Origin of the sequence: Litoribacter populi (assembly GCF_007483685.1) — a bacterium.
Classification (GTDB): domain Bacteria; phylum Bacteroidota; class Bacteroidia; order Cytophagales; family Cyclobacteriaceae; genus Litoribacter; species Litoribacter populi.
The window spans coordinates 2080808-2105369 of the sequence record NZ_VMKN01000001.1; the positions used below are offsets into that span (position 1 = coordinate 2080808).

Consider the following 24562-nt stretch of genomic DNA (forward strand, 5'->3'; position numbering starts at 1 on the left):
AAATGGAAGAAGTGAAGGTGAAAAGCACATGTTATCACTGTGGGGAGGATTGTAAGGAAGCCTCGATTTTGGCTGATGAACGGGAATTTTGCTGCCAAGGCTGCTTTGCCGTGTACGATCTTTTACAAGGCAGTGATATGGCTGATTACTATGAAATCGAGAACACGCCAGGTTCCAAAAGAGTTGAGGAACATGGCAACCGTTGGGCTTTTCTTGACAATGAAGAAGTGATTCAATCCCTTTTTTCATTTTCCGATGGGAAAATTAGCAAGGCTACCTTTTATATTCCAGCGGTCCACTGCAGTTCCTGCATTTGGTTGTTGGAAAATCTACATATCTTAAATAGTGGAATTAGACAGGCTACTGTTAATTTCACTAAAAAAGAAGTTGCCATCACCTGGCAAAATGAGGTACTGTCTATGAGGCAGCTTGTAGAGCTGATGAGCAAACTGGGCTATGCTCCGGATATCAGTTTGAACAAAAAAGAAAAAGAGGTCAAGACTGACAGAAGTTTTTATTATAAAATTGGTATCGCGGGCTTCTGCTTTGGCAATATCATGATGCTAAGCCTTCCCGAATACTTAGATACCAAAAACCTGGTGGATCCTGAATATCAGGTTTTCTTCACATTTTTAAACTTAATCCTAGTCTTGCCAGTGGTGTTTTATTCCTCTTCGGATTTTTATAAATCCGCATGGAACGGGCTGAAATATAAATACTTGAATCTGGATCTGACCATTGCTTTGGGGATATTGACAATTTTTGGTAGAAGTGCTTACGAAATGATCACCCTAACCGGGGCTGGGTATATGGACAGCCTTTCAGGGTTGGTGTTTTTCCTACTGATCGGAAGATGGTACCAAAGCAAAACTTATGAGGCCTTGGGTTTTGAGCGGGATTACAACAGCTATTTCCCTGTAGCGGCCACGGTAATGAAGGAAGGCAAAGAAGAAACCGTTTTGTTGAAAGACCTTCAGGTCGGAGACCGTATATTGATCCGAAACCAAGAGCTAATCCCTGCTGATGCCATCATGATCAAAGGAGAGGGCAAAATTGATTATGCCTTCGTGACCGGGGAATCTGATCCAGTTAGCAAAAACAGTGGAGACTTCATGTATGCGGGAGGAAGACAGACTGGTGGCATGATTGAAGTAGAAATCCAAAAGCCGGTGGAAAGCAGTTACTTGACACAACTTTGGAATCAGGAAGTGTTTAAAAAGAAGAATCAGTTCCAGCTTACGGAAGTGGTTACTTCACTTAGCAAGAGATTTACATATTTCATCATCATCCTTTCCATTATCACTGCAGGCTATTGGTACTTCGCCGATCCGTCCAAAATTTGGAATACGGTGACGGCTGTATTGATTGTGGCTTGTCCATGTGCGTTGGCCTTGGTGATTCCTTTTTCATTTGGAAACGTATTGAGGGTGCTGGGCAAGTGGGGGTTTTATATGAAAAGCTCCGATTCGGTGGAGGCTCTGGCCACTGCTGATACGGTAGTTTTGGACAAAACGGGAACTATCACCCAAAAGTCTAAAGGCAAGCTATCTTTTGTAGGGCATCTTTCCGATAGAGAAAAAACCTTGGTAAAATCCATTGTCCGAAACTCCACACATCCCCTCAGTCAAATGATAAACAATCACTTGGACGATCATGAACTGGTAAAAGTTGAAGGTTTTGAGGAAACTAGTGGAGCAGGGCTCAAAGCAAATGTAGGCGAGTTAGACATTAAAATAGGCTCCGCCAAATGGGTGGGTGTTGAAAAGCCCGACGGCAATCAAACCCGTGTGTACATTTCTATCAAGGGAGAAAATAAGGGGTATTTTGAATTTATCCCTCAATACAGGGAGGGCTTGTTAATTCAGTTGGAAAAATTGAGAAGAGCCGGCATCAACCTTCACCTGCTCAGTGGGGACAATGACCAGGAGAGAGAAACGCTGGCACCGTTTTTTGACAGCCTGGAGTTTAACCAGCAGCCGATGGAGAAGCTTGAGTATATCAGAAATCTCAAATCTCAAGGAAAGAAAGTAATCATGATCGGAGACGGGCTAAATGATGCCGGAGCGCTTCAGGAAAGCCAGTTGGGAATAAGTGTAAGTGATGATATCTACCATTTCAGCCCTGCCTGCGACGTGATCATGGACGCCAAGAGTTTTCCAAAACTTCAGAATGCCATGGATCTTGCCAAGGGAAGCATGAAGGTGATCAAGATTGCGTTTGTCCTTTCATTCCTATATAATATAATAGGGCTTAGTTTCGCTGTTACGGCACAGTTAAGCCCGATCGTATGTGCCATCTTGATGCCTCTGAGTTCAGTGACTATCGTAGGTTTCGTGACCTTGGGGATTCATTGGTGGGCTTCCAAACTGGAAAAACCAAAAGCAAAACCAATCGCACAGGATTGGCAAGCAACAGCAATACCACAAACCGCTTAATTATTAACCTTTATTCAATTATGAGTAATAACACATTCAAACATACTTTCCACATTCCTGTGATGGGCATTGGATTTACTATCGACACTCCCATCCGAGTGGCTCCTTATGGGATCTCCTCGGCCATGTCGCTAGTAGATGACATGTTAATCGAGAGGATGAGGGAGTTTTATAGCGACAAGATGAAAATGCCTTTTGAGGCCATTACCAAAAAAGTAGATGACTTCAGGGCCAAAAGGATCACCGCTTACCTTAACCTGGTGGATGAGTTGGTGGACCGTAAATTTCAAGAGATTAAGGATTCCTTTGAAAAACAGGAGGGAGAATGTGAGAAATACCTTCGCATGCTTCCCGCTTCGTTTCAAGAGCAATTTAAGCAGCTCATGGAAAGCAAGGGTAAGATGGAAAAGCATGTTTGGGATTGGGCCAAACAGCAGCTGACCAAGGGAAGCATTGATGTGAACATCATGACCAAACTTGACAAGGACAATTACATCAAGGATGAAAAGTTGCCCGTTGAGTATAACGATGCGCATGCGGCCTTGAGAGGATATGCTCAAAGTAGGTTGGAAAACAGTAGCATCATTTTGTCCGCAGGAATGAATCCGCGACTTTATAGTTACATCGAAAAGTTTGAGGATTTCTTTCCAAACACAGAAGGGTACTTGAAAAAGAAGGTGACCTTAAAAGTAAGTGATTTCCGATCTGCGATGATTCAAGGGAAGTTTTTGGCAAAAAAAGGGATTTGGGTTTCTGAATATAGGATCGAATCTGGACTAAACTGTGGAGGGCACGCCTTTGCGACAGATGGATACTTGATGGGGCCTATCCTTGAAGAGTTTAAGACCAAGCGAGAAGAATTGATAGATGCCACCTGGGATCTTTTGACCCAGGCTTGGAAGAAACAGGGTAGGAGTATTCCTGCCAATAAGCTTTCCCTAAAGGTGACTGCTCAAGGTGGGGTTGGGACTTCGCAGGAGCATGAATTTTTGATGAAAGAATATGACTTAGATTCAATAGGATGGGGCACGCCTTTCCTTTTGGTTCCCGATGCAGTGAGTATAGACGAACCGACCATGGAATTGCTGAGCAATGCCAAGGAGGACGACCTTTACTTGAGCAATATATCTCCATTGGGTGTGCCATTTAATAACATAAAGGGCAATACTGAAGACATTGAAAAACAAAGATTAATTGACAAAGGAAGGCCAGGTAGCTCTTGTCCAAAAAAATACGCCTCATTAGATACAGAATTTACCGAAAAAGTCATCTGTACAGCTTCTCGCCAATATCAGCAGCTTAAGATAAAGCAACTTGATGAAAAGGGACTTGAACCTGTTCAATACCAAAATGCTTATGATAGGATCACTGATAAAGCCTGTATCTGCAAGGCATTAGGTACGGCGGCCTTGCTAGAAAAAGGTATGGAAACCAAGAAAGAGGGGCCAACTATTGCGGTATGTCCGGGGCCGAATATGGCGTACTATTCGGGGAAAAGAACTTTGCTAGAAATGGTAGACCATGTTTATGGAAGGAAGAATATTATTGGTCGGGAGGATAGGCCATTTATTTTTGTAAAGGAGCTGGCGTTGTATGTCAACTATCTAAAGGACAAAATCAGTGAATTGGAAGTGCCCATTACCCCCAAGCAGTCAAGATATTTTGCTGATTTTGAAAAAAATCTTCAGAAAGGGATTGCTTATTATCTTAACCTGCTTTCTCGGGTGGAAGAAGGTTTAGGATGGGATAAGGAAGCTCTTTTCGAAGCGTTTGAGGAATTAGTTAAAAAGATAGATAGCTTAGAACTGAATGAAGTTATCTAAATGATTTCGATACCACTAGGTCAAAAAAACCTAGTGGTTTATTTACTGACACCTAAATAAACACCTATATCAGGTTATAAAGCCGTGTAAAATTTTTTAGTCGTTTAATATAAGTAATTTTTCTTTATTATAGTTTTATTTTTATTTATCTAATTTTATATTTGAGAGTGAATTCACTTTTTTATAGAGTACTAACCTTATCCTTTCCATTACCGATTTTAATTTTTGAACGATGAGGAATAATTCCTCCATGTAGTATGGCCTCCAGTAGTTCATTTTCTGGGATGCATGCGTTGTCTTAGAGGTTGATTCCTTCAGGATAAAGCTATGCGTCCATAAGAGAATGTATGTCTACTGGGGATTAGAAGTTCTTTCGATTGTAGGTGGAGCAACCTGTTCCATTCGTAAGGTATTATATTATTTTTTTACTTAGCTCAAATGACTAAAAATTTTAAAACTTTTAAAAAAAAGCAATTCCTGCTGCTTTGGTTGGGGTTCACGCTAACCAGCTTGGGTATTTCAGCCCAAACAATTGAGACAGAAAAACCAGATTATATGCCTGGAGATACGGTATTAATAACTGGAAGCGGCTGGCAACCTGGTGAAAAAGTGGATCTCTCTATTAAGGAGGTCCCAACCGATCTTCCAAATGTGAACATAACAATAATAGCGGACAATGAGGGGAGTCTGATTTCAAAGGAATTCATAACTCAGGAGCACCATTTAGGCAAGGCTTTATTTATTGATGCAAGGGGGGATATGGGTGGTATGGCGGACGTTCATTTTACTGACGCCTCTTTTTCTACTGTCAAATCAGGACCATGGAATAAAGGTGAGACATGGGGACATCCTGGAAATGATGTTGAAGGATTAGGCTATCCTGGTGCCAAAGATGTAGCAACTATTTTGAATGGGCATTCGGTAACTTTGTCTGAAGATGCTGCTGCCTTGCGGGTAACCATATCCGGAAATGTTGAAGGAAGCACTAAACTTGACCTCAATGGTTATCATTTAAGCGCAGCGGAGTGGGTGACACTTGCAAGTAGTGTTTCTGCTTTACGGAGATGCGAACTTCATGTTAACGGAGGAACTTTGACCACAACGCAGGTAAATGTCAATACTCTTAATAATGGCTTTTCTAAAGTTTACCTACTTGCAGGGAGGGTGAATACTAATGTTTTCCGTATTGATTCCCATTACTCAAACGCATTCATCAGAGGATGGTCGGAATTGGAATTAGGGGATGATGGGGTGCTAGATGTCACTGGAAATTTCATCAGGACTGGTACTGGGGACAGTAAGTTTTTTGCAACAGAAAATAGTCATGTTTTGTATACCGGATCTCAAGCTCAACTTTTGAGGCTAGATGGCGGATATGTTTATGGAAATGTCATAATCACAAGTAATTCAACTGTGAATGTGAAAGACCATATTACTCCTGAAAAGGTTAAAGGAAATATCATTATTGAAAAAGGTACTTTTTATTTAGAAAACAATACATCTATGTCAGGTCAACCAGGAAAGGTTTTTCATCTCAAAGATGGAGCGAGACTAAGACTTTCGGGACATTGGTCTAATTCATTCCCCACTGTAATTATTGATAAAAACAGCACGGTTCAATATGCCACAGGAACTCAAAATATTGGGGCTATTTCTTATGGTAATTTGGAGTTGACAGGGTCGGGGAATAAATATCTTACCGGTACGACCACTGTGCGTGGAAGATTTTTTATTGGCCTTAACTACTCCATTCGGGCAGGGAATCACAATTTGATTCTGAAAGGAAATTTTGTGAATAATGGAATTTTTTACCAAGAATCATCAACGGTTGCCTTCAGTGGAAATTCAAGTATGCAAACGATAACAGGTAGGGCCACTACATTTAACAATCTGATTATTGATAAGGAGGATGGTGACTTAGAGCTAGGGAGTAACAATATTTCCATCAATGGATTACTGGACCTTAAACGGGGAAAGATAATCACTGGAATGCATGAAGTAAGGGTGAATGGTAATGGTGAAATAGGAGGCGGGTCTGCTTTATCCTATATAAGTGGAAATTTAAGAAGGCAAATTACACCAGCTAAACAACAGTATGACTTCCCAATCGGCACCGCTTTGGGTTTTACGCCATCATTTCTTGAATTTCAAGAGTTATCAGGATCTGGAACCATTTTAGGAAAATCCAAAGATGGGCCTCATCCCTATGTTTCTGATCTGGGTTTTGAGCCGATACTTAACCGCCATTGGGAATTCGAGAATGACGCAGTTGGGTTTAAAAATTTTAATCTTTCGCTGGCTTTTTTACCAGCCGATATGAGTGAGGCTTTCAACTACAATAATTTCATGGTGGGTAAACACAACGGATCCTCGTGGTCATATCCAGGAGTCGGTACAAAATCGCCCAACAGCATTCAAGCCACAGGGCTGACTTCCTTTAGCAGCTTTGCAGTTGGAAGCGGGCAGGTAGCTACAAAGATTACCGTTGAAAACCCAGAGCCTGTAATTTATGGTACCGAAAGCATTATCCTCTCTGCCAAGGTGGAAAGGGAAAATGATGATTCGACTCCTATTGAGGAAGGTTTTGTGGATTTTTTTATGGATGAAATCAAGATCGGGACATCCGAAAAGGTTAGTGAAGGAGTAGCAACATTGGAATTTGACCCCTCCCATTTAAAAGTTGGAAGCTATCAGCTATTGGCTATTTATAGCGGGTCGGGTATGATTTCCGACAGCTCGTCTGATTTGGAGGGAGGTGGAGTATTGGTAGTGGAAAAAGCTGGTTTATTAATTAGGGCCAAAGACCAAGACAAAATCTATGGGGATGCTTTCAATTTTTCTGATTCCGATTATCTTGTGGAAGGCCTGGTAAATGATGATAGGGTACACTCTGTTTCTATTTTTAGCTTAGGAATGGATGTTACATCAAGCGTTACCCCAGAAGGAGTGGTTTATCCTATTTTAGCCAGTGCCGCACAGGGCGAAGGGTTGGAAAATTATGATATACAGTATCTAGAGGGGAAATTTTCTGTAGCCGCCAAGCCCATAGCCCTAAAAGTTAAAGATCGGATAAAGACCTATGGTGATGAGCTTGATCTCGGAGTTCTTGCTTTTATTGTTACTGAAGGAGCTTTGGTAAATGAGGATATCATCCAGGGGGTGAAGTTGGAAAGTTTGGGCGCCTTAGCCTCAGCAACAGTAGGGGATAATTATGTTGTTGTAGCCAGTGGAGCCTTTGGAGAAGGGGTTGAAAATTACTTGATTGAATATATTGACGGCCAATTGACTGTTGAAGCCAAACCCATATCAATTAGCGCGTCAGACAGGGTGAAAACCTATGGGGATGAGCTCGATCTTGGCACTACAGCTTTTACTGTTCCTGAAGGAGCTTTGGTAAATGAAGATATTATCCAGGGGGTGAAACTGAAAAGTTTGGGCGCTTTAGTCACAGCAACAGTAGGGGATAATTATTCTATTGTAGCAAATGGGGCCTATGGAGAAGGCCTTGATAACTATGTGATTCAATATCATGATGGAAATTTGACTGTTGAAGCTAAACCCATATCAATTAGCGCATCAGACAGGGTAAAAATTTATGGAGATGAGCTCGATCTTGGCACTGCAGCTTTTACTATTCCTGAAGGAGCTTTGGTAAATGAAGATTTTATCCAGGGGGTGAAGCTGGAAAGTTTGGGCGCGCAAGCTACAGCACCAGTAAGGGATAATTATATTATTGTTGCCCGTGGGGCAGAAGGTTTAGGTCTTGAAAATTATGACGTCCAATATGTAGATGGGAAATTGGAAGTGATTAAAGCACCACTGTTGGTCAGTAATTCAGACAAGAATAAGAGCTTCGGGGAAAGTTTGGAAGATTCGTATTTTACAGGAAGTTTGATTGGAGTGGTAGCGGGAGATCAAATTACTGTATTGAGGAGTAGTATCGGTGAAGAAGAATATGTACCGGTGGGTATTTATCCCATAATTGGAACATTGGTGGATCCTGATGATAGGCTAGGCAATTATACTGTAAGCAATGATGAAGGAACTTTAACTGTTACCCAAGCTTTAACCTCAATAACTCTAGCAGACGCCATCACAGATTGTGCAGGCAAGGTAAGGCTGATCGCTACTGTTACTTCCACCGCCCAATTCGAAATTAATGAAACTGGAGGCAAGGTAGAGTTTTGGAAGGGGGGCGATTTGATTGGGGATGTAGAACCTTCTGAAGTGATAAATGGAGTGTTTAAGGGTACTTTTGATCATGGTTTTGATGCCGGAAATGTATATAATATAACAGCACAGTACATTCCGATCTCAAATAATCTTCAAGGTTCTATTACTACTAACTCTGCCGAAGTAAACGTCCTCAACGCCACAGTTACCTCAAGCGTAGCCGAAAACGGAAAAGGAAATGTTGTAGTATTCGAAGGGGCGGCTTCTTCATTTGGCTTGCCTTCCAGCACCACTTTAACTGCATCCTTTACACCTTCTTTAGCCAATGTGTCCTATAAATGGTGGTATGTAGAAAATGGGGTCAGGAAGACTGTAACGAATAATGGTTCTACTTTAAAAGTAAATGCATCCGGTGACTTTGTAAGGGAGTATGATGTGGAAATCTCCAACAACGGAGTCTGTGCTGCAAGTGCCACCTTCAAGGTGATTTCAGTGGAAGCCTCTTGTGGCAATGGCGGCAATAAGGTTCAGGTGTGTCAAGTGCCTCCTGGAAATCCAAATGCTCGTAAAACCATTTGCGTTAATGCCAATGCAGTACAAGCACTATTAGCCAATTCTGATTCCTTCATCGGAAGCTGCAACGTTTCCTACAGAGAAGGTGAAGAGCCTGGTTTCGAAGATGCAACCCAACTGCTCGGCGACTTGGTAACTGTTTCTTGGAAGACCTCCTTTGAAGAACTGCAGACTAGCTTGAACAAAATCGGCAGTGAGCTGATGAATGGCGAAAATGCTCAAATTAAGTGGTTCAGCAATGGCTACGATCCAATTGTTGCAGGATTCTATGAGATCAACGGTGAGGTGATTAGCGTCAATGCAAGAAATATTGGATCCATTATTATCCCGATACTTGTAGAGGACAAAGCCCTTCCAACTAACATCCTCCTGAGCAGTGAAGTTATTGCTAAAGGTATCACAGCCGGATCTTCAATTGCGGATCTGACCACTGTGGATGAGGCGGATGATGTTCATGAGTATGCTTTGGATAACGGCTTGTTGGACAACAGCTTCTTCAGCATCGCAAACGGAAGACTTATCTGGAACAGCACCGAAAGTGTAAACAGCAGAATTAGCTATCAGGTAGCCATCCAATCCACCGATAGGGTAGGCAACATGATCAGCAGAAATTTCATGCTGTATGCAGAAAAATCAGGTCTGGATAAACTCGAAATCTTCAACACCTTTACACCGGACAATGACGGGGTAAACGACACTTGGGGAGTAGAGGAATTGAAAGCCTACCAAAACATCCGTATCACAATCTTTGACCGAGGTGGCAAGCAGGTGTTCCAAACTGATGATGCAAAAGTACAGTGGGACGGAACCCATCAGGGCAGAGCATTACCGGTAGGTGCTTACTTTTATGTCATCGAAACAGGGCATGGAGATATGAGGAGAGGTACCTTAAATTTGTTGAGGAAGTAGAAGGACAAAAAAGGGCAGATGGCAAAGGCTATCTGCCCTTTAATTGCTGATGGTAAAGGTTTAATATGGAGAATCTAACTTCTTGCAAACGCAACCACAATAACTGACAGGATTAGTAGAAAACCCAATAAAAAAGCAATTCCCCCGCATGGTTGCCAGAAGGCTACCGATCTAAATCCGAAGAAGGTCCGAAAATGGTATGGGTTTATACCCTTTGTTCAATCCTTTCCATGATCCGAGCACCGTAGATGAGGCAGATGATGTGCATGAATATGGCCTGGACAGCAGCTTCCTCAGTATCGTAAACGGAATTCTAATCTGGAACAGCACCACCTTTACTTGTATTTGTCCAATCCCATGTCCCTGGTTTATTTTAACACGAAACTGGTCTTCAACAGTCTGGCTAATTGTTTCTAAACGATTACTACCGAAAAGTATACAAAGGAACTGCTGAATTTCTTACGGGACGGACGATGGTGTGGGAGGTCGACACTAATCCCGCTAATCTACCAAGTGATTGAGCTCCACAATTTTAGGGCCAATTGAAAAAAGGACCTTATTTAGAAAATTAATTGAGGGATTGTAAAAGTTCTGTTTTTTATTTGAAAAAGAATATAATTGTTAAGAGTTAAATTTTTTCACCTATTTATGGCTTTTTTTATCTTTATTTTGTGTCGTAATATTAACCGATTAAAATTAATTAATCGGTTAAATTTATTCAAACAGCATTTTAGTCTTTACATATTGCATTTTAAAGTATATTTTTATTACAAAGATCCTGTGATTTTTTCAGGTTTTCATATGGCTCATTTTTTATAAGGCAAAAAAAAATCTACAAATTCCTAATTTTTATATCCAATGAAAAGAATTTTACTCTTTCTCTTCTGTGTCTGGTGGGCAGCAGCTGCCCATGCACAGACGCCGGCCTATCCAGTCGGCAGCGAACCCACGGTAGTCTCCGATAAGGACGACTATGCACCAGGGGAGGTCGCCATTATCACGGGGTCCGGGTGGACCCTGGACACTTCGGTGCGGATCCATATTGATGAGGAACCGCATTATGATCATCATAATGATTTCGACATCCAGGTCCGTGAAGACGGAAGCTGGATGTTGGAGTTTCCGATTGATGAGAGGCATTTGGGTGTGGCTTTTCATTTGGAGGTTACGGGAAATGTGACGGGGTATGTGGCAGAGACGTTTTTTACGGATGGCAATGTCACCTTCTCAGTAGGTGGGTTACCTTCAGGTGCATCAGCAAATGTTTCCTATCAATATACCCAGGCTACTGGGCAGCCTACAGCAATAACTGGAAGTGATAATACTGTTTTTACTATTGCTTCAAGAAATAACAATGATGTGTTTTTTTCTTATCCCGAAACGATAACTTATGATAATGAAAAATATAATCTTTCGTCTGTAGTTGTTTCTCAAGGAACCTTACAATCTGGTAATAGTCTATATGATTTTAGATATAATTCACCATCCCAAGCTAGAACAATTACCGGAAATTATATATTATGTCCAAAACCAACAATTGAACCAGTACTAGGTCAGACTGTTATATATGGAACAAATACGGAGTTTATCGTTTCTTCAAATAGTACAAGTTCTCTAACCCATCAATGGCAAGTTGACTCGGGAAACGGTTTTGAAAACATTCCAAGTGGAGGGATTTATTCTGGAGTTAATGCTGCCACTTTAAGCTTGACTAAGCCTACAGTGGCTATGTCTGGTTATAAATATAGAGTTGTTGTTGCAAATGACTGCGGAGAAGTCACTAGTGATGGTACTGCGACTTTAACTGTAAATGCTAAAGAGGTATTTGGGGCTTTTACAGTAGAAAACAAAACCTATGACGGGACTACAGAGGCAGAAGTACTTACAAGAACCTTAAATGGAGTTTTGGACAGTGATGAAGTTGCTTTGATCGGCGGAACAGCTGGTTTTGCAGACAAGAACGTTGATAATGACAAAGTAGTCACTCCTTCAGGTATGGTATTATCAGGAAATGATGCAGATAATTACACCCTTACTACCATTGGAACTGCTACTGCTGACATTACTCCTGCTACCCTTGTGATCGGTATATCTGCCCAGGACAAGGTTTATGACGGCAATGTCACTGCCTCTACCACAGCTTCTATCTCAAGCGGTCTTATTTCTGGTGACGATGTAGACGTGAGCTCCAACAACGGTGAGTTTGACGACAAGAATGTGGGCAATGACAAGGAAGTGACTGCTGATGTGGCCAAGTCCGGATCGGATGCTGGCAACTATATTGCGAACGCCACAGCTATTGCCCAGGCCGATATTACGCCTGCACAACTAGTGATCGGCATCTCTGCTGAAGATAAAGTTTATGATGGCAATGTCACTGCCTCTACCACAGCTTCTATCTCAAGCGGTCTTATTTCTGGTGACGATGTAGACGTGAGCTCGAACAACGGTGAGTTTGACGATAAGAATGTAGGTACTGACAAGGAGGTGACCGCTGATGTGGCCAAGTCCGGAACGGATGCAGGCAACTATATGGCGAACGCCAGCGCTTCAACAACAGCTGATATTACACCAGCTACTCTTGTGATCGGTATATCTGCTGAAGATAAAGTTTATGACGGCAATGTCACAGCCACTACCTCTGCTAGCATTACTAGCGGTCTTGTTTCAGGCGACAAAGTTGATGTGAGTTCGAACAACGGTGAGTTTGACGATAAGAATGTGGGCACTGGCAAGGAGGTGACCGCTGATGTGGCCAAATCCGGAACGGATGCAGGCAACTATATGGCGAATGCCAGCGCTTCAACAACAGCTGACATTACACCAGCTACTCTTGTGATCGGAATATCTGCTGAAGATAAAGTTTATGATGGCAATGTCACTGCCTCTACCACGGCTTCTATCTCAAGTGGCCTTGTTTCAGGCGATGAAGTTGATGTGAGCTCGAACAACGGTGAGTTTGACGACAAGAATGTAGGAACTGACAAAGAAGTGACTGCTGATGTATCCAAGTCCGGAACGGATGCTGGCAACTATGTTGCGAACGCCACAGCTATTGCCCAAGCCGATATTACACCAGCTACTCTTGTGATCGGTATATCTGCTGAAGATAAAGTTTATGATGGCAATGTCACTGCCTCTACCACAGCTTCTATCTCAAGCGGTCTTATTTCTGGTGACAATGTAGACGTGAGTTCGAACAACGGTGAGTTTGACGACAAGAATGTTGGTACTGACAAGGAGGTGACCGCTGATGTGGCCAAATCCGGAACGGATGCAGGCAACTATATGGCGAATGCCAGCGCTTCAACAACAGCTGATATTACACCAGCTACTCTTGTGATCGGTATATCTGTTGAAGATAAAGTTTATGACGGCAATGTCACAGCCACTACCTCTGCTAGCATTACTAGCGGTCTTGTTTCAGGCGACAAAGTTGATGTGAGCTCCAACAACGGTGAGTTTGACGACAAGAATGTGGGCACTGGCAAGGAAGTGACTGCTGATGTGGCCAAGTCCGGATCGGATGCAGGCAACTATATTGCGAACGCCACAGCTATTGCCCAGGCCGATATTACGCCTGCACAACTAGTGATCGGCATCTCTGCTGAAGATAAAGTTTATGATGGCAATGTCACTGCCTCTACCACAGCTTCTATCTCAAGCGGTCTTATTTCTGGTGACGATGTAGACGTGAGCTCGAACAACGGTGAGTTTGACGATAAGAATGTAGGTACTGACAAGGAGGTGACCGCTGATGTGGCCAAGTCCGGAACGGATGCAGGCAACTATATGGCGAACGCCAGCGCTTCAACAACAGCTGATATTACACCAGCTACTCTTGTGATCGGTATATCTGCTGAAGATAAAGTTTATGACGGCAATGTCACAGCCACTACCTCTGCTAGCATTACTAGCGGCCTTGTTTCAGGCGATGAGGTTGATGTGAGCTCGAACAACGGTGAGTTTGACGACAAGAATGTAGGTACTGACAAGGAAGTGACCGCCGATGTGGCCAAGTCCGGAACGGATGCAGGCAACTATATGGCGAACGCCAGCGCTTCAACAATAGCTGATATTACACCAGCTACTCTTGTGATCGGTATATCTGCCCATGACAAGGTTTATGACGGCAATGTCAATGCCTCTACCACAGCTTCTATCTCAAGTGGCCTTGTTTCAGGCGACGAAGTTGATGTGAGTTCGAACAACGGAGAGTTTGACGATAAGAATGTGGGTGCTGACAAGGAAGTGACTGCTGATGTATCCAAGTCCGGATCGGATGCAGGCAACTATATGGCGAACGCCACAGCTATTTCCCAGGCCGACATTAACCCTGCACCAACCTCCATTAGTATAGCTGATGCAATAGCTGATTGCGAAGGGGAAATTACACTGCTTGCTACAGTTTCTTCCGCAGTATTGTTCGAGGTTAATAATACAGGTGGAAGGGTGGAGTTTAAAAACGGTGGAAATCTGATTGGTTTTGTTGAACCTACGGAAGTAACAAACGGTAAATTTGAGGGCACCTTTTTACATAATTTAAATGCAGGGGGTGAGTATAATATCCAAGCCGAGTTTATACCTCGCTCTGGTAATCTTTTAGGATCTAATACTACCAACTCAGCCATAGTCACTGTACTGGATGCGACAGTAACTTCAAGCGTGGCTGCCAACGGAAATGGCAATGTGGTGATCTTTGAAGGTGCAGCTTCTTCTTTAGGGCTTCCGTCAAGCACTACCTTGACCTCCTCCATTACACCTTCCTTTGCCGGTGTATCTTATAAATGGTCCTATTTTGAAAATGGAAGTGCTAAAACACTTTCTACCACCACACCTACACTTCAGGTAAATGCCTCTGGTGATTTTGTAAGGGAGTATACAGTGGAAATTTCAAGCAACAATGTTTGTGCAGCAAGCGCCACATTTAAGGTGATTTCTGTAGAGGCTTCCTGTGGAAATGGAAACAATAAGGTACAAGTTTGTCAAGTCCCTCCAGGAAATCCAAACAATAGAAAAACTATCTGTGTAAATGCAAATGCAGTAAGTGCTCTTTTGGCAAACTCAGATTCATTTATTGGCAGCTGTAACGTGAATTACAGAGCTGAGGATGAAGAGGCGGATTCATCGCAAACTGAAGACGATTTCGAACTGGTGGTTGTTAATTGGAACACCTCTTTTGAAGTTTTGCAAGACAAGCTCGAGAAATTGAGTCAAGACAAGTTTGCAAGAACATTAACAGTAAAATGGTTTGCAAATGGATATGACCACTTTATGCCGGGTTACTATGAGGTAATAGGTGAGGTAATTGAAGGTGGCAATAGTTTCAGTACAATCACAATTCCAGTATTGGTTGAAGACAAAGCTCTACCAACCAATATCATAATCAGTTCTGAATTGATTACCAAGTCAATCGTTGCGGGTGCTACTGTAGCAGATATTTATACAGTAGATGAAGCAGATGATGTTCATGAATACACAATGAACACTGAAGTAGCCGATAATAGCTTCTTCAAGGTGCAAAGTGGCAGATTAATTTGGAATAGTACTGCAAATGTTCATGACAAAGTAGACTATAAAATCTCAATTCAGTCTATCGACAGAATGGGCAACACAATCAGCAGAACCTTCACACTAATGGTCGAGGTGACGGGATTGAATGACTTGGAAATCTTCAACACCTTCACTCCGGACAATGATGGGGTGAATGACACTTGGGGAGTTCCTGCACTGAAAGCTGTTAAAGATGTGAGGATAACCATCTTTGATAGATCAGGCAAACAGGTGTTCCAGACTCAGGATCCAAACGAGTACTGGGATGGTAAACATCAGGGTAGAGACCTTCCGGTTGGCGCTTACTTCTTCGTGATCGAAAGAGGTCGCAACGGTGACGTCAGAAGGGGTACACTGAACCTTTTGAGAAAGTAGAATACAATAAAGGGCAGATAGGTCTACCTATCAGCCCTAATTTTTAAAAGATTTAAATAACAGAGTTATGAATAGAGTTTTTTTCTTTAGTCTGTTTTTGATCATGTGCTTTGTAAAGGAAAACTCAATAGCACAGTCGCGGAAACACATCAGCCAGTTTAGCTTTTTTCAAAGTTATTATAACCCAGGGTTGACAGGTTATGAGGGAAGTACCTTGAGAGGGTTTGTGCGTAATCAATGGGGAGGTTTTCAGGGGGCACCTAAGACTATGTTTTTTAGTGGGGAGTTTGATTTTGCCGAACTTGCTGGAAATCATAATGCGGCCCTGACTGGTAAAAACGCAGCTAGTGTTAACCTCTTATATGACAGTTATGGTGCTTTCAATGAAACCGAATTGATGCTCGGTTACGCCACAAGAATACGGTTGTCCCATGAACATAATTTAAGATTAGGGGCGGGAGTCAATTATATGAATGTGAGGCTGGACGGAACTGCTCTCAGTACGGAACAACAGAGTGATGAAACCTTGGTTGGGTATCTGGGGAGTTTTGCTGATATGCAAATACTTGATTTTAACATTGGAATTGCGCTAACCCATGAAAATTATTATTTGTCCTATGGAATGCACAATGTCAATAGAGGTCGGTTTTCGCAAGGTGACAACTTCATGGATGGCAGGCCTGTCAGTTATATAGTGCAGGCTGGATTCAGGGGAAAATTGAGTGAGAATATAGGCTTAATTGGGAATGCGTTCTTTAGGGAGCAAGAAGGGGTTCCTTACAATTTAGAGGCAAATGCTAAGGCTTTGTTTATGAACAAACTGTGGCTGGGGGTGGGGCACCGTCTGAATTATGCCCACAATTTTCAAACGGGATTTGTGATGCAAAATTTAAGACTTGGATATGTTTATGAATTGCCGGTTAACAGGAGTTTTATGATGGGTGGGACTATTCATGAGTTTATGGTGATTTTTCATTTATTTGAAGGAAAGGATTTGTCTGGAAGACAAATCTCAATATGGTGATTACTTTCAATTTGTGTCTTACTGAATTAGATAAAGCTACTCATTTGATTGGGTAGCTTTTTTTATTGATCGTTGTAGGTTTCATTTTAAATTGATTAGTTATTTTTACATAAAATTGTTCGAAATGAAATATATATTAAAAACACTTCCTCTTCTTATTTTTCTTTTGGCCTCTTGTGCCAAGAATCCGGTTACAGGTAAAAGAAACTTTGTGCTTATTTCCGAGAATCAGGAAATAGCCATGGGGAGGGAGTACGATCCTCAGATAGTCCAGTCATATGGTCTTTATGAGGATGAAAAAATTCAGGCATTTATAGAAGAAAAGGGCCAGGAAATGGCTGCTATTTCCCATCGGAGCAATTTGGAATACGAATTTAAAATTTTGGATTCGCCAATATTAAATGCCTTTGCTGTGCCTGGGGGGTATGTTTATTTTACAAGAGGAATTATGGCTCATTTTAATAATGAGGCTGAATTTGCAGGGGTGTTAGGGCATGAGATTGGGCATATAACGGCGCGACACTCGGTTAGGCAGCAGTCAAAAGGGATTTTAGCGCAAGTAGGGATGTTGGCAGGTTTGATTGCAAAACCTGAGCTTGCCCAGTTTCTAGATCCAGCCAGTCAGGCGTTAGGGATACTGTTTTTAAAATATGGTAGAGACGCCGAACGGGAGTCTGATGAGCTGGGTGTAATTTATTCCACTCAGGTGGGCTATGATGCAAGGGAGATGGCTGGATTTTTCCAGACTTTAGAAAGGCAACAGGAAGGGGCAGGAGCCGCACCTTTACCTGATTTTCTTTCCACCCACCCTTCTCCTGCTGATAGAAACAAAAGGGTAGGACAGTTGGCTCAGGAATGGCAGCAAAAGGAAAATCTGAAAGATCCTAAAATTAATAGGGACGCTTATTTGAGCATGATAGAGGGTATGGTCTATGGAGAGGACCCTCGGCAGGGGTTTTTGGAAGATCGAATATTTTACCATCCAGATCTAAAATTCAGATTTGAAACTCCGGCCAATTGGAATTACCAAAACACTCCTCAACAAGTGCAATTGGCACCAAAGGAAGGAAATGCGATCATCCTGCTCACCTTGGTTTCTGGCAAGAATCCCCAAGAAGCGGCTGCAACTGCAATTGAACAGTATAAGTTGACTTCTACCCAAACGGAAAACAGAAGGATCAATGGCCTTGATGCCACTGTAGTGGAAGGAGTGCAGCAGCAGGAAGGAAATCAGATCCGTGTTCAGTTAGCCGTTATTTCTCACGAAGGGCAAATCTACAGTTTGTTGGGTGCTGCAGGTGAGCAGGATTTTAAAGGGTACCGAATGGCTATAGAGCAGACTCTTTATAGTTTTTCAGAATTGAAAGATCAGGGTAAGCTGGCCAGAAAACCACTTAGGATTGCCTTGCAAAGGACTAATAGAACAATAAAGTTAAGAGATTTTTTAACCCAGAATGGAGTAGAGGCGGACGCTATGGAAAGTATTGGAGTACTGAATGGGATGGATCTGGATCAAGAAGTTTCAAGTGGGACGACAATAAAGCTTGTCAAATAATAAACGGAAATTTAGGCCTTCTTAAATTTTGACTGGTTCAGTTGGGTTCAATGGATGTTATGGGGAATAAAGTATAGAAATGTATTTTATAATAAAAATTATGATTTAGATTTACCAAAACTTTCCAAATAATAATTTTTTTTGCTATTTTAAAAGTCCTTTTCAAGAAATACATTTTATCAGATTCTTTAAACGAAAATATAAGTGGAAGGATTTACACCATATTATCTGATTTTTGCAACTCTAATTTGGGGTGTGGTGGGTTTTTACATATTATATGTAAGCAAAAAAATCTATTTTCCTAAAGCATTTAAGCGGGTTAAATCCAGAAATTCTGACAATGAATACTTTTCTGATTTAAAGCAGATATCTTTAAAAAACAAATATGGTAGGAAAATACATTCCATCATGGGTGCTCAGTTATCTAATCCAAACTTCACCTCGGATCACCTTGCAAGAGAGTTGAGGTGCTCACCTACCGAACTGCATTCTATTATTACCAAGTTGATGCATCAATCCCCAGATGATTATATAGTGTCCAGTCGCATGAAAAAGGCTGCTTTTTTATTAAAGTACAATTTTGGGAATATTGAGGAAATTTCCAGGCAAGTCGGGTTTAGGGAAATGGATGATTTTGGAAAGCAATTTAAAAAGTATTTTGGATTGCCTCCACAGGAATATTTGAAATTTTATAAAGATTCAGGCCGAGACCTTATAGAGGTCTAGGTTTTTTTACTCAAAACTTCAAGGGCACCGATACGTGCCCTTTTTTTATATGTGCCCTTGTGTTAGTCCTATAATTTGGGCATAATGATAACAATTCTATTTTTAAAAATAAAACTGATGTACAAAAATTAGGGTTATATAACTATTACATGATAGTTTATTGTAAAATTTATCTTATCTTTATGAGACTAAACCGCAAACATACCATACACAATTCCTATGAGTAAAATTTTGATAATAGATGATGAGTTATCTACCTGTAACCTTTTGGATAAATTTTTAACGAAAAAAGGGTATAAAGTAAGTATTTCAACGCAGGGAAAACACGCCATAAGCCAACTAAAAGAAGAGAAATTTGATCTGGTAATCTGTGATTATCGGCTTGGAGACATGGATGGGTCCCAGGTATTTGAAGAAATAAAGGTACTTGCTCCGGAAACCGTTGTAGTGTTTATAACTGGTTATGTGAATTTGAGAGTAGCTGTAGAGTTGATCAAAGGTGGTGCATATCACTATCTTGCCAAGCCTTTAAATCCCGATGAGCTAATCTCAGTGATTGAGCATGGACTTTCCCAAGAGAATTCCAGAACTACTAATGGAGAGTTGACTCGGATGTCCCAAAAATCTGTGACTATGCCTGATTACGTATACGGAGACAGTGAGGCATCTAAGAAAATGATTCAGCATGTAAAATTGGTTGGTCCAACCAATTATACCGTGATCATAGAAGGAGAGACTGGTACGGGAAAAGAAAGCTTAGCTCGCTTAATTCACATGGAAAGCTCAAGACGTGATAAACCATTCATGGCTATCGATTGTGGAAGTCTATCTAAAGAAATTGCAGCAAGTGAACTTTTTGGTCATGAAAAAGGGGCCTTTACTGGGGCTACCTGTGCTAAGACGGGAGTGTTTGAAATGGCTGATGGAGGTACAGTATTTTTGGATGAGATAGCAAACCTATCTTTAGATATTCAGATGGCTTTGTTGAGAGCTTTGCAGGAGAAGTTGATCCGCCGGGTAGGTAGCTTGAAAGAAATTCCAATAGATGTTCGAATTATTGTTGCTACTAATGAGGATTTATTCAACAAGTCCGGGGGAGCGATGTTTAGGGAAGACTTGTATTATAGACTAAATGAATTTACGCTACGAGTACCTCCCTTAAGGGAAAGGGTGCGTGATTTACCGATTTTTATAGATTACTTTTTGGAAAAAACCAGTCAGGAGCTAAATAAGGAAAAACCAGTGCTCTCTGATGAAGTTTATCAATATTTCAAAAGATACAACTGGCCAGGAAATGTCAGAGAGCTTCGAAATCTTATCCGAAGAGCGTGTCTTTTGAGTAATTCTAATAATGTGATCGAAAAAGAGACCCTCCCTTTACATTTCATTCAGGCAATGCAGGAAAAGGAAAATGCTACAGATAATTATTTGAGTCAAATTCACGAAGATAGTGTTGAGCCAGATCTGAAATCGACAGCTAAGATTGCAGAAAGTAAAAGAATAATGGAAGTGTTGAAAGAGGTGCATTATAATAAAACTAAGGCTGCCGAGATCTTGAACATCAATAGAAAAACCCTCTATAGTAAGCTTAGGATGTTGAATATTGAATATTAATATTTTAGGAGAAACGTCTTCTTAAACAAAAAGCCTTCAGATGAAGGCTTTTTTGTTTAAGAAGACTGCCCAGCAAAAAAATGTAGGTAAAAAAATCTCAATCCCAATTCGCTGATTAAAGGGCAATATTTTGTAAGCGAATGAAAAATGATATTAAAAAGCATCTGATCAGGTTCCCAGCTTCCTTCACAGATAATATACTATTAACCAAAACCATTCCAAAATCTTTTTATAGGTAAACATTTATCTAAAAAACTTTAAAATACCGCCATGGAAACCTTGTTTATATTAATTTAAAGGTTGAAAATATAATTATTCATAGTTTTTTATAATGATTTGAGGCTCGGCTCCAATCAATATTATAGCCATTTTTTAATTATAATTCCAAAGTCTTCTATTGGATATTAATACTTTGGAATAATTTTGGTATGAATATTCAAATAAAAAATTGTTTAAAATTATGGAAAAATCAAGCCAACCTTTTAATACCACAGAAACCATGTCACAGGACCTTTCAAACACTTCGAAAAAGAAAAGACAAAGAATAATTAGAAAATCCGAAGTAACAGTGCATCAATGGACCTTTAGTACTGAAAAATAGATATTCCATGGCGAAAAACCAAACCAAACCAGCCCAATCCCAATCAACCCAACCTGGAAAGGAAGATGATATGAACCCTGAACCTCAGGTAGGCAAGGGAAATGTAGTAGTTCAAAAGCTAAAAGGAAAAGTAGCTCTTATCACTGGCGGTGACAGCGGAATTGGGAGGGCAGTCGCCGTGGCGTTTGCCCAACATGGTGCAAATGTGGTCATTTCCTATCTTAATGAGGAGAAGGACGCCCGAGAGACTTTGCAACTGGTAGAAAATCACGGGCAAAAAGCTATTTTAATTGGAGGGGATGTGCGAAGTGCGGATCATTGCCGAAAATTAGTAAATCAAACTGTAGCTGAATTTGGACAGTTGGATATTTTGGTCAACAATGCCGCAAAACAATTTCCTCAAGAAAACTTTGAAGATATTAGTGAGAAGCAACTCGTTGAGACATTTGAAACCAACATTTTTTCTATTTTTTATGTAACTAAAGCAGCTCTACCTCATCTGAGAAAAGGAAGTAGTATTATCAATACCTCATCCGTCACTGCATACCGAGGAAGTCATCACCTCATTGATTATGCTTCTACTAAGGGAGCAATTGTATCTTTTACCCGTTCCCTCTCCAAAAATTTAGCTTCCAAAGGAATTAGGGTCAATGGTGTGGCCCCTGGCCCAATTTGGACACCACTTATACCTGCTACTTTTCCTGAAGAGCATGTAGATAATTTTGGTAAGGATGTGCCTTTGGGCCGGCCTGGAGAACCTGCAGAAGTGGCGCCAAGCTATGTGTTTTTGGCCTCAGATGATTCTAGCTATATGACAGGTCAGTTTCTTCATCCTAATGGTGGGGAAATTATTAATACTTAATTAAATACAATCAGCAACCATAACCCATGAAATCATGATTAATTCGAATATTAATTTCAACCCATTTCTGCAAGCAATTCCATTTATATCACTTGGTTCGAATAACAAAGACGATAGAAAAGATTCCAAAGAAAACAGACCGCAAAGGGACGAGCATAAAAAGGATGAAGCCATTGAAGAATTTGTAGAACCAGACCCAAATGCCAAACCTAAGAAAAAGAAAAAGCCAGAAAAAGATGACAAAATGGGTAGAAGTAAGGAAGCTGAGGAGGGGCCTTCAGATGAAAGAGATAGATATATGAATGATTAAGATATGAGCAATCAAGAAAAAGTCCATGACCTTACGCTAACCCGCATACTTGGCAAGTACCCTGAAATACCCGTTGGGGGACCTACTTTACTGGTCAGCGCGGGGGTTCATGGAAATGAACCGAGTGGAGTCATAGCCCTTAAAAAGGTATTTAATAAATTAGAAAAAGAAAAGCCTCAAATAAAAGGTCAAATAATTGGGGTTTGTGGAAATCTAAGAGCCCTAAAAGAGCAAGTTCGCCTGGTAGATCGGGATTTAAATAGAATTTGCACTCCTGATAATGTTTCAAGCATCGAAATGGGAGAGGAGTTGGATTTTCATGAGGCCAAAGAATTTCAAGAACTTCTCAAGGTTATCGAAGAAATTGAAGAAAATCCACTTTCTACTAGGCTGTTTTTCATGGACCTGCATACTACCTCATCACCTACTGTTCCTTACATAAGCGTAAATAAAGGTGAAGAGTGTTATAATTTTGCGATGAAATTCCCTCTTCCTGTAGCGAAAGGGATAGAGAAATATATTCCAGGACACTTTGATCATTATCTAACTTTACTTGGACATGTGGGTTTCACAGTTGAGGCAGGTCAACATGAGGCTCCGGAATCTGTTGAGTATCACGAAGCGATGGTTTTACTAGGATTAGTTAATACTGGTTTAATTAAGGAAAAGGAGCTGAATGATTTTCAGGTTTATTTTGATAAACTGAAAGAAACCTTTGGGGGAGATGAGGGGTATGAAGTAGTACATCGACACCATATCGAAGTTGGTGATGACTTTAAGATGGAGCCTGGATATTCGAACTTTAAGGAAGTGAAAAAGGGAGAGCTTTTGGCTTACTCCAATGATGAGCCGGTCTACTCAACCATGGATGGTAGGATATTTCTCCCCCTCTATCAAAGTCAGGGGAGCGATGGGTTTTTCATCGTGAGATAAAAAGAAAGACCGGAAATTTTCCGGCCTTTCTTTGTATTAGACATCTAATGTCGCTAAATAAGAATTAGGTAACTTACCATCATAGTATTTTTGATATTCAATCTTTTTTTCGATAGCATTTATTATCGCTGCTGAAAACTTTTCTTTCTCTAGCTTTTCAATACTCACAATTCCTCCTGGGCTATCTAGATTTAGTTCCATAATCTTATCACCCACTATATCAATTCCGGCCATAAACATGCCGTCTCTTTTTAGTTTAGGTCCTACAATATTGCAAAGCCTTTTTATATTATCCGTTATTTGTGCCTTTTGGGGGACTCCACCTGCGTGGATGTTGCTTCTGATATCATCGGCTTTGTTGACCCGATGCATAGCGGCGGTTTTACCTTTAACTTCAAGGATCTTTCCGTTGAGCATAATTACTCTTACATCCCCATCTTTAGCCGCCGGTAGGTATTCTTGAGCAATCACATAGCCATATCGATTAATTGATTCCACAATCTGATTTAAATTGGTGGAATTGTCCATGAGGAATACATCCTTGCCCCCAGAACCCTGTAATGGTTTTAAAATAATTTTTTCTCCCTGTTCTTTATAAAACTCTTTAATATCATCTGCATTTCTTGATATCAAGGTTTTTGGACGAACTTCTTCAGGGAAATGTTGAAAGTACATTTTATTAAATGCAGTCATAAGATTATAGGGGTCATTAAGCACGAGAACACCTTTTTCCAAAGCGATTTGTCCAAAAATCATCCCTGCAGTTTGTGCCCAGGCTCTATCACCTCCATCTTCACAGGGATTGTTTCTCAAAAATATCACATCAAGTTCTTCAGAAGATACGTGCACTCTTTCCTTGGCATTGGCTTGAATAGCTTTAAGGAAATTTTCCATGCTTCTATTTTTGCCATTTTGGACTTTTACTGCAAATGCACCCATATGACCATTGGCCATATAGTTTAAGTCCCCGACACCCATTAGGTATACTTCATGTCCTTTGTGAACGGCTGTTGACAACAAAAGCGTTGTGTCGTACCATGCCTCCTCAGTGGCTACGTCATTTACTACTACTCCAATTTTCATGTTTGTGGTATAA

The 24562-nt window shown here is 40.9% G+C and carries 12 protein-coding genes; 11 read left to right on the plus strand and 1 reads right to left on the minus strand.

Annotation, left to right across the window (positions count from 1 at the left end; genetic code table 11):
• Positions 1–2 precede the first annotated feature (2 nt).
• The 11 genes from FPL27_RS09120 to FPL27_RS09170 all read left to right on the plus strand — a co-directional run bounded on the left by FPL27_RS09120 (position 3) and on the right by FPL27_RS09170 (position 23466).
• Complete coding sequence (locus FPL27_RS09120) at positions 3–2435, plus strand: heavy metal translocating P-type ATPase (RefSeq protein ID WP_143960802.1); 2433 nt, start codon at positions 3–5, stop codon at positions 2433–2435.
• Between the two features lie 20 nt (positions 2436–2455).
• On the plus strand, positions 2456–4258 hold the full coding sequence (locus FPL27_RS09125; protein ID WP_143960803.1) for a hypothetical protein: 1803 nt from the start codon (positions 2456–2458) through the stop codon (positions 4256–4258).
• 438 nt (positions 4259–4696) lie between these two features.
• Entirely contained in the window at positions 4697–9913 is a 5217-nt protein-coding gene (locus FPL27_RS09130; protein ID WP_143960804.1) for an MBG domain-containing protein, read from the plus strand.
• Between the two features lie 858 nt (positions 9914–10771).
• Positions 10772–15841: a YDG domain-containing protein gene (locus tag FPL27_RS09135; RefSeq protein ID WP_143960805.1), complete on the plus strand. Its 5070-nt coding sequence runs from the start codon at positions 10772–10774 to the stop codon at positions 15839–15841.
• A gap of 67 nt (positions 15842–15908) precedes the next feature.
• Entirely contained in the window at positions 15909–16865 is a 957-nt protein-coding gene (locus tag FPL27_RS09140) for a PorP/SprF family type IX secretion system membrane protein (RefSeq protein ID WP_143960806.1), read from the plus strand.
• A 124-nt stretch (positions 16866–16989) separates the two neighbouring features.
• Positions 16990–18420, plus strand: a complete 1431-nt coding sequence (locus FPL27_RS09145; protein ID WP_143960807.1) for a M48 family metalloprotease — start codon at positions 16990–16992, stop codon at positions 18418–18420.
• 204 nt (positions 18421–18624) lie between these two features.
• Entirely contained in the window at positions 18625–19146 is a 522-nt protein-coding gene (locus tag FPL27_RS09150; RefSeq protein ID WP_143960808.1) for a helix-turn-helix domain-containing protein, read from the plus strand.
• A 219-nt stretch (positions 19147–19365) separates the two neighbouring features.
• Entirely contained in the window at positions 19366–20760 is a 1395-nt protein-coding gene (locus FPL27_RS09155) for a sigma-54-dependent transcriptional regulator (protein WP_143960809.1), read from the plus strand.
• A gap of 608 nt (positions 20761–21368) precedes the next feature.
• The gene (locus FPL27_RS09160) at positions 21369–22223 is read left to right on the plus strand and encodes an SDR family oxidoreductase (RefSeq protein WP_143960810.1); all 855 of its coding nucleotides are present in this window, start codon (positions 21369–21371) and stop codon (positions 22221–22223) included.
• 34 nt (positions 22224–22257) lie between these two features.
• Complete coding sequence (locus FPL27_RS09165; protein ID WP_143960811.1) at positions 22258–22533, plus strand: hypothetical protein; 276 nt, start codon at positions 22258–22260, stop codon at positions 22531–22533.
• 3 nt (positions 22534–22536) lie between these two features.
• Positions 22537–23466, plus strand: coding sequence for a succinylglutamate desuccinylase/aspartoacylase family protein (locus FPL27_RS09170; protein WP_143960812.1), 930 nt, complete (start codon positions 22537–22539; stop codon positions 23464–23466).
• Positions 23467–23502: 36 nt separating this feature from the next.
• Here the strand turns inward: FPL27_RS09170 and FPL27_RS09175 are convergent, their stop codons facing one another.
• Complete coding sequence (locus FPL27_RS09175; RefSeq protein ID WP_143960813.1) at positions 23503–24549, minus strand: glutathione synthetase; 1047 nt, start codon at positions 24547–24549, stop codon at positions 23503–23505.
• Positions 24550–24562 lie beyond the last annotated feature (13 nt).

Coding starts and splice junctions, on each gene's coding strand:
- FPL27_RS09145 (WP_143960807.1), top strand. CDS start 16,990: ATGAAATATATATTAAAAACACTTCCTCTTCTTATTTTTCTTTTGGCC.
- FPL27_RS09170 (WP_143960812.1), top strand. CDS start 22,537: ATGAGCAATCAAGAAAAAGTCCATGACCTTACGCTAACCCGCATACTT.
- FPL27_RS09140 (WP_143960806.1), top strand. CDS start 15,909: ATGAATAGAGTTTTTTTCTTTAGTCTGTTTTTGATCATGTGCTTTGTA.
- FPL27_RS09135 (WP_143960805.1), top strand. CDS start 10,772: ATGAAAAGAATTTTACTCTTTCTCTTCTGTGTCTGGTGGGCAGCAGCT.
- FPL27_RS09130 (WP_143960804.1), top strand. CDS start 4,697: ATGACTAAAAATTTTAAAACTTTTAAAAAAAAGCAATTCCTGCTGCTT.
- FPL27_RS09120 (WP_143960802.1), top strand. CDS start 3: ATGGAAGAAGTGAAGGTGAAAAGCACATGTTATCACTGTGGGGAGGAT.
- FPL27_RS09160 (WP_143960810.1), top strand. CDS start 21,369: ATGGCGAAAAACCAAACCAAACCAGCCCAATCCCAATCAACCCAACCT.
- FPL27_RS09165 (WP_143960811.1), top strand. CDS start 22,258: ATGATTAATTCGAATATTAATTTCAACCCATTTCTGCAAGCAATTCCA.
- FPL27_RS09175 (WP_143960813.1), bottom strand. CDS start 24,549: ATGAAAATTGGAGTAGTAGTAAATGACGTAGCCACTGAGGAGGCATGG.
- FPL27_RS09155 (WP_143960809.1), top strand. CDS start 19,366: ATGAGTAAAATTTTGATAATAGATGATGAGTTATCTACCTGTAACCTT.
- FPL27_RS09125 (WP_143960803.1), top strand. CDS start 2,456: ATGAGTAATAACACATTCAAACATACTTTCCACATTCCTGTGATGGGC.